Annotated in this window: 8 protein-coding genes; 5 read left to right on the top strand and 3 right to left on the bottom strand. The window is 60.6% G+C overall.

Features of this window, described 5'->3' with window-relative positions; all coding sequences use genetic code 11:
• Positions 1–163: 163 nt before the first annotated feature.
• Both A7K61_RS30140 and A7K61_RS30135 read right to left on the bottom strand, forming a co-directional pair.
• Positions 164–967 carry a hypothetical protein gene (locus tag A7K61_RS30140; RefSeq protein WP_047711470.1) on the bottom strand — a complete coding sequence of 268 codons (804 nt, stop codon included), beginning with the start codon at positions 965–967 and terminating at the stop codon, positions 164–166.
• 99 nt (positions 968–1,066) lie between these two features.
• A complete protein-coding gene (locus tag A7K61_RS30135) occupies positions 1,067–2,029 on the bottom strand; it encodes an alpha/beta hydrolase (protein ID WP_044270059.1) in 963 nt (320 codons plus the stop codon).
• 143 nt (positions 2,030–2,172) lie between these two features.
• Here A7K61_RS30135 and aroC point away from each other — a divergent pair, with 143 nt between their 5' ends.
• The 4 genes from aroC (at position 2,173) to A7K61_RS30115 (ending at position 5,511) form a co-directional block, all read left to right on the top strand.
• The gene (gene aroC / locus A7K61_RS30130) at positions 2,173–3,264 is read left to right on the top strand and encodes a chorismate synthase (protein WP_032896019.1); all 1,092 of its coding nucleotides are present in this window, start codon (positions 2,173–2,175) and stop codon (positions 3,262–3,264) included.
• A 76-nt stretch (positions 3,265–3,340) separates the two neighbouring features.
• Positions 3,341–4,504 carry an MFS transporter gene (locus A7K61_RS30125; RefSeq protein WP_069558988.1) on the top strand — a complete coding sequence of 388 codons (1,164 nt, stop codon included), beginning with the start codon at positions 3,341–3,343 and terminating at the stop codon, positions 4,502–4,504.
• Positions 4,501–5,031 carry an acireductone dioxygenase gene (locus A7K61_RS30120; RefSeq protein ID WP_044270063.1) on the top strand — a complete coding sequence of 177 codons (531 nt, stop codon included), beginning with the start codon at positions 4,501–4,503 and terminating at the stop codon, positions 5,029–5,031. Before A7K61_RS30125 ends, A7K61_RS30120 begins: the two co-directional genes overlap by 4 nt.
• A 210-nt stretch (positions 5,032–5,241) precedes the next feature.
• Positions 5,242–5,511: a response regulator transcription factor gene (locus tag A7K61_RS30115; protein WP_003192780.1), complete on the top strand. Its 270-nt coding sequence runs from the start codon at positions 5,242–5,244 to the stop codon at positions 5,509–5,511.
• Positions 5,512–5,570: 59 nt separating this feature from the next.
• On the opposite strand, the gene A7K61_RS30110 is transcribed toward A7K61_RS30115, so the two are convergent.
• Positions 5,571–5,849, bottom strand: coding sequence for a DUF3509 domain-containing protein (locus A7K61_RS30110; protein WP_003172952.1), 279 nt, complete (start codon positions 5,847–5,849; stop codon positions 5,571–5,573).
• Positions 5,850–5,899: 50 nt separating this feature from the next.
• Between A7K61_RS30110 and A7K61_RS33385 the strand changes: the two genes are divergently transcribed.
• Positions 5,900–6,181, top strand: a 282-nt coding sequence (locus A7K61_RS33385; RefSeq protein ID WP_218188557.1) for a hypothetical protein, incomplete at its 3' end; no start/stop codon positions are given.

The raw sequence follows: 6,181 nt of genomic DNA, 5'->3' as shown, positions 1-6,181 counted from the left end.
GCAGATCAAGAGCGGCTCGCTTCGCATCGTGGAGTGTGGGGTCGGGCGCGGTCAATTGTGGGAGCTGGCTTGCCTGCGATAGCGGCCGGTCAGCTTGCACCTCTACTACTGACCCACCGCTATCGCAGGCAAGCCAGCTCCCACATTGGATCGTATTTCAGTGTTAACGGTGCGTGGCAATCCAGATCAACAACCCCGCCTGGAACACCGTAAACGCCACCAGGCAGGTGATGGTAAAGCGCAGCCCGCTGTCCTCACGCTTGAACTTGGTGACTTTCTCCTCTTCCTTGCGCAGTTTCACTTCCTGCTCCGCCAGGTTCTGCTCGGCCTGTTGCAGCATTTGCGCGGCTTCCAGGATCTCTACGAACTGCACTTTCTCGGTGTTCCAACTGTCCAGCACGTCGCTGACCTTGCCCGGTTGCACATTGCCTTTGAGGTGCTGCACATCGGCGTAGGCCACATCGAAACCCTGGATACGCAGGAAGTGATCGCGGCGCAGGCGCGTGGCTTCGTTGAGGGCGTCTTTGTTGGCCAGGTCCACGCCGTCGACGCGGTAGTGTGACCACTTCTTCTTCGCCCAGGCAGCGCCTTGGGCCACCAGGAAGCGCCCGATACCGCGGTTGGCCGGCTCGATTTCCAGGCTGTTGCCGGGGCCGAAGTGCACGCGGTGTTTATCGTGATCGACCCAGATATCCAGGTGGTTCTGCTCGCGTCGTACGCGCTGGCCCGGTAACTGGATGACCATGCGCAACAGGCTGTGGTGTTTGTCATGGCGTTCGGCATAGCCGAACTGCACAAAGCGCAATGGCCGTGCGCCGGTGGCGCGGTCGGTGGCCAGTGGGGCCAGGCGCAGCATCTTGAAATGTTCGGCGTGAACGTCGGCCCACGGCAGTGCCGCTGCTGCGTTAGCTTCGGTTGCGGCCGGGGTCTCGGCAGTAGATTCGGGTGTTGTTTCGGTGGTTGTCATGCGGCGCGATCCTGTCCAAGCCCTGCGAGCCGACAGTCTTTTTACTGTCGACTCTGGACTTATCGGCCGTTTTTCCCAGGACTGGAGGCCAATTGCCGCTTAACGGGGTTGAAGTCCTTCGATAAAGCTGACGATACGTTGGCCCAGCTCCGCCGCCAGCGGTAGTTTCGGGTCGTTGTAGGAGGCCAATTGCTGCTTCACGTTATTGGGCACGATGCGCATCACGTGGTTCATGCCTTCGATTACCGTCAACTGCGCGTCGGGCTTGGCCTGCTTCAGTTGTTGGGCGTCGCCTACGCCAACCTGGATATCGTTGGTGCCCTGGATAATCAGCGCCGGCATGTCCAGGCGGGCAAAAGCGGCCGACGGATCGGCGCGGAACAGGCTGATCAGATACGGCTGCACGCTGGGTCGGAAAATGCCTTCCAGCGGGCGCGGCACGTCGGCGTCCACCTGGCCGGCCTTGAGGTGATCGAGGATTTCATTACTGCGCAGCAACAGGGCAGGGGGCAAGTGATCGGCCAGTTGCTGACGGATCACCTGGTCCACCGGACGGGCGCTGCCTGACAAGGAAATGACCCCGGCTGGTTCCAACTGCGGCGCGGCGAGGGCGGCGACCAGCGCGCCCTCACTGTGGCCCAGCACAATCAGCGGGCCCATGCGCTTGTCGGCCTTGAGCAACTTGCCCCAGGCCACGGCGTCGGCCACATAGGCCTCCAGAGTCAGGTTGCGCTCGTCTGGCGTGGCCGCCAGGCTCGCGGCCACGCCGCGCTTGTCGTAGCGCACGCTGGCGATGTTATGCCGGGCCAGCACCCAGGCCAGGCGCTTGAGGCTGTCATTGCGCGCGCCGTCGGCGCTGTTGCCGTTGCGGTCGGTGGGGCCGGAGCCGGCGATGATCAGCACCACCGGCACCGGTTTATCCGATTGCGGCAACAGCAACGAGCCAAAGAGTTGGCCGCTGCCGGTGTCCAGGCTGATCGGGCGTTGCAGCACCACAGGGGAGGCGGCCTGGGCCACGGCGGTAAACAGGGTGAGGGTAAACAGCAGAACTCGCAGCATCATAGCGCCATCATTGGAGAGGTGCCGGTTGGACCAACGTCTACCGGTAAGGTTTCGAGGATGAACTAGTCGGTTAGCCTGCGTATACTGGCCGCCTTAAGTTATTACGGTTGACTTGATTCAACTGATTTCACGGAGCGCCCTGCATGTCCGGCAATACCTTCGGCAAGCTGTTCACTGTCACCACCGCGGGCGAAAGCCATGGCCCGGCGTTGGTCGCCATTGTCGACGGCTGCCCGCCAGGCCTCGAACTGAGCCTGGACGACCTGCAGCGTGACCTCGACCGCCGCAAGCCCGGCACCAGCCGCCACACCACCCAGCGCCAGGAACCGGATGAAGTCGAAATCCTCTCGGGCGTGTTCGAAGGCCGCACCACGGGCTGCGCCATTGGCCTGCTGATTCGCAACACCGACCAGAAGTCCAAGGACTACTCGGCGATCAAGGACCTGTTCCGCCCGGCCCATGCCGACTACACCTACCACCACAAATACGGCGAACGCGACTACCGCGGCGGTGGCCGCAGTTCGGCACGCGAAACCGCCATGCGCGTGGCGGCCGGCGCCATCGCCAAGAAATACCTGGCCACCCAGGGCATCGTCATCCGTGGCTACATGAGCCAGCTGGGCCCGATTGAAATCCCGTTCAAGACCTGGGACAGCGTCGAAGACAACGCCTTCTTCTGCCCCGATCCGGACAAGGTGCCGGAACTGGAAGCCTACATGGACCAGTTGCGCCGCGACCAGGACTCGGTCGGCGCGAAGATCACGGTAATAGCTGAGGGCGTAAAGCCGGGCCTGGGCGAGCCGATCTTCGACCGCCTCGACGCCGAACTGGCCCACGCGCTGATGAGCATCAACGCGGTGAAAGGGGTGGAAATCGGCGCCGGGTTCGCCTGCGTCTCCCAGCGCGGTACCGAGCATCGCGATGAGATGACCCCTGAAGGTTTCCTCAGCAACAACGCGGGCGGCATCCTCGGCGGTATTTCTTCCGGCCAGCCGATCGTTGCGCACCTGGCGCTCAAGGCCACGTCGAGCATCACCACGCCAGGCCGTTCGATCGATGTGCACGGCAACCCGGTGGACGTGATCACCAAGGGCCGCCACGACCCGTGCGTCGGCATCCGCGCCACACCGATTGCCGAAGCCATGATGGCCATCGTGCTGATGGATCACCTGTTGCGTAACCGTGGGCAAAATGCCGATGTGCGCGTGAGTACCCCGATACTGGGCCAGCTGTGATCGCCTGGGGCAATGAGCGCGCTTATTGTGGCGAGCGAGCTTGCTCGCGCTGGGCTGCGAAGCAGCCCTGAATAAAATGACCCCAGCCCTCCCATACTGGCGCCTCTCCAGCTTCTACCTGTTTTACTTCGCCCTGCTGGGGGCGACCGCGCCGTTCCTGGCGCTGTACTTCGATCACCTGGGCTTTTCCAGCGCACGCATCGGCGAGCTGGTGGCCATCCCCATGCTGATGCGCTGCGTGGCCCCCAACCTGTGGGGCTGGATCGGCGACTACACCGGCCGGCGCCTGGCCATCGTGCGATTCGGCGCGGTGTGCACCCTGGCCAGCTTCTGCCTGATTTTCGTCAGCAAGACCTACGCCTGGCTGGCGTTGGTGATGGCCCTGCACGCGTTCTTCTGGCACGCGGTGCTGCCGCAGTTTGAAGTCATCACCCTGGCCCACCTGCACACGCAAACCTCGCGCTACAGCCAGATCCGTCTGTGGGGCTCCATTGGTTTTATCCTCACCGTGGTGGTCATGGGGCGCTTGTTCGATTGGCTGAGCCTGGATATTTACCCGGTGGCGGTCGTGGTGATCATGGCCGGCATCATCGGCGCCAGCCTTTGGGTACCGAACGCGCAGCCTGCCAGCCACGGCAACCGCCTGGCCGGTGAGGGTTTCCTCAAGCAATTACGCAGCCCCGGCGTGCTGGCGTTTTATGCCTGCGTGGCGCTGATGCAAATGAGCCATGGCCCGTATTACACCTTCCTCACCCTGCACCTGGAGCACTTGGGCTACAGCCGTGGCGTGATCGGCCTGCTGTGGGCGCTGGGGGTGGTGGCGGAAGTGCTGATGTTCCTGGCCATGAGCCGTATTCTTACGCGCTTTTCGGTGCGCCGGGTGCTGCTCGCCAGTTTCCTGCTGGCCGCGCTGCGCTGGTGGCTGCTGGGTTCATTTGCCGAGGTTTTCTGGCTGCTGCTGGTGGCGCAACTGATGCACGCCGCCACGTTTGGCAGCTTCCATGCGGCGGCGATTGCCTTTGTGCAACGCAGCTTCGGCGACCGCCAGCAAGGCCAGGGCCAGGCCCTTTATGCCGCACTGGCCGGCACCGGCGGCGCGCTCGGCGCCCTGTATTCCGGCTACAGCTGGAACCTGTTGGGGCCAACCCTCACGTTCAGTATCGCCAGCCTCGCGGCCCTGGCCGCCGCCATTATCATTGGCCTTCGATTGCAAGAGCCGAACCAAGGAACCGTGCAATGAGCTATGTAGCCGTCTACTCCATCGCCACCCCGGACACCCCGAACAAAGTGTTGACCCATGCCGACGACATCCAGTCGACCCTGGCCGAACACGGTGTGCGGTTCGAACGCTGGCAGCCCAGCCCACTAGAAAAGGGCGCCACGGATGCTCAAATGATTGCCGCCTACCAGGCTCAGATCAAAGCCCTCGGCTACGCCGCTGTGGAAGTGGTGCGCGTGACCCAAGACCATCCACAGAAGGACGAGTTACGTGCGCAGTTCCTGGCCGAACGTACCTACAGTGAAGACGAGGTGCGTTTCTTCATCGCCGGTCAGGGGCTGTTTACGCTGCACATCGGCGACTCTGTCTACAGCCTGCGCTGTGAGAAGAATGACTTGCTGATCATCCCGGCCGGTGTACCGCACTGGTTCGACATGGGCGAAAACCCGCACTGTGTGACACTGCGTTTGTTCAACACGGCCCAGGGTGCTGTGCCCTCGTTGACCTGTGATGCGATTGCCACACGTTTTCCAGGACTCGATGACTAAGCACAGATAACTGAATGTTCAACCCTGGCAAGTTGGAAGTTGCTGTGGGAAGAAACTTAATTATTTGTAGGGCAAAGCTGTTTGTTCTGTGCTGTGCGCTTTGATTCCACTCGTTATGTAACTCTCTGTTCAGCGCCAATGTTTATGTCATCTGTCAATAGGAGGAATCCGAAAGGTGGCAGCGCATCAGCAGACATAAAGGAGAGAACAATGAGTGGCCCCGAGGAGACGTATCGCCCGTTGGTTATTGTACCGACGGCTATCAGAAAACGCCTGAGCTTGTGCGGCAAGCCCCTGACTGCCACGGAGCTGGAAATCCTGCGATGGGCCTCCGAGGGCAAGACGGTCTGGGAAATCAGCCAGATTCGCGCCACCTCTGAAGCCACGGTGAAATTTCATCTGCGCAACATCTACGGCAAGTTGGATGTCACCAACCGTGTACAGGCAAAGAATGAGGCCGCTCGCCAGGGCTTATGTTAACGACATAAAAAAGGGCCGCGACGCCCAGTAGCGTCGCGGCCCTTTTTAAGGTTTGTAGCTTAGGCCGAATGATAGGTCGGCAGCGCAAAGCGGTTCTGGCTTTGCAACATCGAAATCTGCGGCAGTTCGCTGGCCTGTTCAGCCAAGTCACGGCGAATGGCGCTGATCACCCAAGTCAGTTGGTCGGCAGTGTGCAACTGCTGATATGAGATCGAGCGCTTGACCTGCTTACCTTCGCTGTTGCGCAGGGTCAACAGGATGCCGCCGTCCGGACGTGGCTGGGTGGTGACGTCGTAGTTGGAGAATACCGAAGCGAATTTATCTTGGATCAGGCTCATGTCTATCAGCTCCATTGGCTCAAGTTGGCAAGCATGGAGTGATAGGTGCAGTGATTGTGCCAGTATTGGATATTCTAAAAAATCGTTATAAATCAGCAGCTTATAAATTTATAGGATTTTCATTTTCGTGCAATTTGCATGAATGGCCATCGTGCATCCTGCATTTTGCGCTATCTGCCCGGCGATTTTTCCGCAAGGAGCGGGAGGGCTGTAATCATACTGACCGCCTTTTGCTCGGAAAAATCCATCTACACGATATTGGTGGTATCCCCCGCGCTAACCACGATGCGAAGCGAGCCGCTCTTGATCTGCTTTTGATCTTAGGCGCCCCG

It is taken from the genome of Pseudomonas sp. AP42 (assembly GCF_001728935.1).
GTDB lineage: Bacteria > Pseudomonadota > Gammaproteobacteria > Pseudomonadales > Pseudomonadaceae > Aquipseudomonas > Aquipseudomonas lactis.
This window is presented reverse-complemented; position numbering and strand designations above follow the sequence as displayed.

What these genes read in the sequence shown, in the direction of transcription:
- A7K61_RS30110 (WP_003172952.1), bottom strand. Translation starts at nt 5,849, where the DNA reads ATGAGCCTGATCCAAGATAAATTCGCTTCGGTATTCTCCAACTACGAC.
- A7K61_RS30115 (WP_003192780.1), top strand. Translation starts at nt 5,242, where the DNA reads ATGAGTGGCCCCGAGGAGACGTATCGCCCGTTGGTTATTGTACCGACG.
- A7K61_RS30135 (WP_044270059.1), bottom strand. Translation starts at nt 2,029, where the DNA reads ATGATGCTGCGAGTTCTGCTGTTTACCCTCACCCTGTTTACCGCCGTG.
- A7K61_RS30125 (WP_069558988.1), top strand. Translation starts at nt 3,341, where the DNA reads ATGACCCCAGCCCTCCCATACTGGCGCCTCTCCAGCTTCTACCTGTTT.
- A7K61_RS30140 (WP_047711470.1), bottom strand. Translation starts at nt 967, where the DNA reads ATGACAACCACCGAAACAACACCCGAATCTACTGCCGAGACCCCGGCC.
- aroC (WP_032896019.1), top strand. Translation starts at nt 2,173, where the DNA reads ATGTCCGGCAATACCTTCGGCAAGCTGTTCACTGTCACCACCGCGGGC.
- A7K61_RS30120 (WP_044270063.1), top strand. Translation starts at nt 4,501, where the DNA reads ATGAGCTATGTAGCCGTCTACTCCATCGCCACCCCGGACACCCCGAAC.